Source organism: Crossiella sp. NPDC003009 (genome assembly GCF_053591555.1).
This window is the reverse complement of the sequence record NZ_JBSFUA010000102.1, coordinates 1-2,454: the sequence shown is the minus strand read 5'-3', so window position 1 is coordinate 2,454 and position 2,454 is coordinate 1. Positions and strand designations below refer to the sequence as shown.

The following is a 2,454-nucleotide window of genomic DNA, read 5'->3' as shown; positions in this document are numbered from 1 at the left end:
CGAGCCGTTCGTGCGGCCGGTGGTCGAGCAGGTGCTCTCGCTGCCTGCGGGCGCCCTCGACACACCGAAGCTTGCTTCGGGGGTGTGGCGAGGGCACGAACGCACGACTCCAAGAGCGAAAAATCCCGCGCGCGGAGCGCGCCAATGTGACAGCCCGCTACCTGGCCATCAGGGCGGTGATCTCCTGGGCGCCCGGACCGGCCTCCGCGAGGTGGCTCAGGTGCTCGGGAACCTGCTCGCCGCGGAACTGCTTCGCCTGCGCGTACAGCCGCCCCGCGCGGTAGGAGGACCGGACCAGCGGGCCCGCCATCACCCCGGCGAAGCCGATGCGCTCCGCGGTTTCCTTGTGCGTGACGAACTCCTCCGGCTTGACCCAGCGCTCCACCGGGTGGTGGCGCAGGCTCGGCCGCAGGTACTGGGTGATGGTGATGATGTCGCAGCCCGCGTCGTGCAGGTCCTGCAGCGCCTCGGTGACCTCGTCCGGGGTCTCGCCCATGCCCAGGATCAGGTTGCTCTTGGTGACCAGGCCGGACTCGCGGGCCTCGGTGATCACCTGGAGGGAGCGCTCGTAGCGGAAGGCGGGGCGGATCCGCTTGAAGATGCGGGGCACCGTCTCCAGGTTGTGCGCCAGCACCTCGGGGCGGGAGCCGAAGACCTCGGCCAGCTGCTCGGGGTCGGCGTTGAAGTCCGGGATGAGCAGCTCGACGCCGGTGCCGGGGTTGAGCGCGTGGATCTGGCGGACCGTCTCGGCGTAGAGCCAGGCGCCGCCGTCGGGCAGGTCGTCGCGGGCGACGCCGGTGACGGTGGAGTAGCGCAGGCCCATGGCCTGCACGGACTCGGCCACCCGGCGCGGTTCCTCGGCGTCGAAGTCGGCCGGCTTGCCGGTGTCGATCTGGCAGAAGTCGCAGCGGCGGGTGCACTGGTCACCGCCGATGAGGAAGGTTGCCTCGCGGTCTTCCCAGCACTCGTAGATGTTGGGGCAGCCGGCTTCCTCGCAGACCGTGTGCAGGCCCTCGCGTTTGACGAGGCCCTTCAGCTCGCGGTACTCGGGACCCATCTTCGCCCTGGTCTTGATCCACGAGGGCTTCTTCTCGATGGGCGTCTGGCTGTTACGAACCTCCAGCCGCAGGAGCTTGCGGCCCTCGGGCACCACGGTCATACCCGTCAGACTACGTCCCCGCGGCCGGTGACCCCAGCCCAGCGGGGGAGGGCGCGGTCACACGTCAGGCCGGGTCCGGCGCGATCCCGGTCAACTTGCCGCTGACCCCGTACAACTCCGCCGCCACCGCGGTGTCCTGGGACTCCGGCGAGCAGCCGGCCAGGCCGGGGCCGCCCCACACCTCGCCCGGTCCGGCCGGGCCGTAGTACTGCCCGCCGCGCACCGCAGGCGCGGTGGCCGCGTACAGCTGGGAGAGCACTCCGCGCTCGGTGCGCATGGTGGCGACCTTGTTGAACAGGCCGACGCCGATCTCCAGCAGCTTGTTCCGCCTGGCCCGCCCGCCGTTGGCGGCCAGCTCGGTGTCGGTGAGGCCGGGGTGCGCGGCCAGGCTGAGCACGTCGGCGTCGGCCGCGGACAACCGGCGGTCGAGCTCCTGGGCGAACATCAGGTTGGCCAGCTTGGACTCGCTGTAGGCGACGAAGGCGTTGTAGCGGCGGCGCTCGTAGTTGAGGTCGTCCAGGCGCAGTGTGGTGCGGCGGTGCGCGAGGCTGGACAGGGTGACCACCCGCGCGCCGGGGGCCTGCCGCAGCGCGGGCATGAGCAGCCAGGTCAGCGCGGCGTGGCCGAGGTGGTTGGTGCCCATCTGGATCTCGAAGCCGTCCGCGGTGCGGCCCAGCGGCGGGCCGAACACGCCCGCGTTGTTCATCAGCACGTGCAGCCGGTCACCGGTGCGTTCCCGGATGTCCGCGGCCGCCGCGCGCACCGAGGCCAGGTCGGAGAGGTCCAGCCGGACCAGCTCGACCTTGGCCCTCGGCGCGGTGGTGCGGACCTGGTCGACGGCGCGCGCCCCGCGCTCCGGCGAGCGGCAGGCCAGTAACAGGTGCGCGCCCTTGGCGGCCAGTGCGTAGGCGCTGTGCAGACCGAGCCCGGAGTTGGCCCCGGTGATCACGATGGTGCGCCCGCTCTGGTCAGGCATGTCCTCGGCCGTCCAGTCCCGCATGCCGCCCACCCCGTCTCGCCGCCGTCGAGTGCCCAGTCTCCCGGACACCCAGTCCAACGCGGTGGGCGGGCGAGAGTTCCGGAGGGAGGGCGGAGAGGGGGATGCGCACCCACTTGTCGCGAAAGAGGCGTGGCGCGCCAGCGACACGGCGGGCTCTTGACCCAGCGGTGGGGTTGATTTTTTCGCGTCGTGCGTTCGTGCGGACCGAGACCCTGGCCCGCCGCCTGGATGAGGCGGGTGAACTGCCGGATGTCAGCGGCCTGCCGCGACGGCCGTCGGGACGGGTGGAGCGGGA

2 protein-coding genes are annotated in these 2,454 nt (G+C 71.8%); both read right to left on the bottom strand.

Annotated features, from left to right (window positions below; translation table 11 throughout):
• Positions 1 to 157 precede the first annotated feature (157 nt).
• Positions 158 to 1,159: a lipoyl synthase gene (lipA, locus tag ACWDY5_RS41400; protein ID WP_449727594.1), complete on the bottom strand. Its 1,002-nt coding sequence runs from the start codon at positions 1,157 to 1,159 to the stop codon at positions 158 to 160.
• Between the two features lie 64 nt (positions 1,160 to 1,223).
• The gene (locus tag ACWDY5_RS41395; RefSeq protein WP_449727593.1) at positions 1,224 to 2,159 is read right to left on the bottom strand and encodes an oxidoreductase; all 936 of its coding nucleotides are present in this window, start codon (positions 2,157 to 2,159) and stop codon (positions 1,224 to 1,226) included.
• Between the last annotated feature and the right edge of the window lie 295 nt (positions 2,160 to 2,454).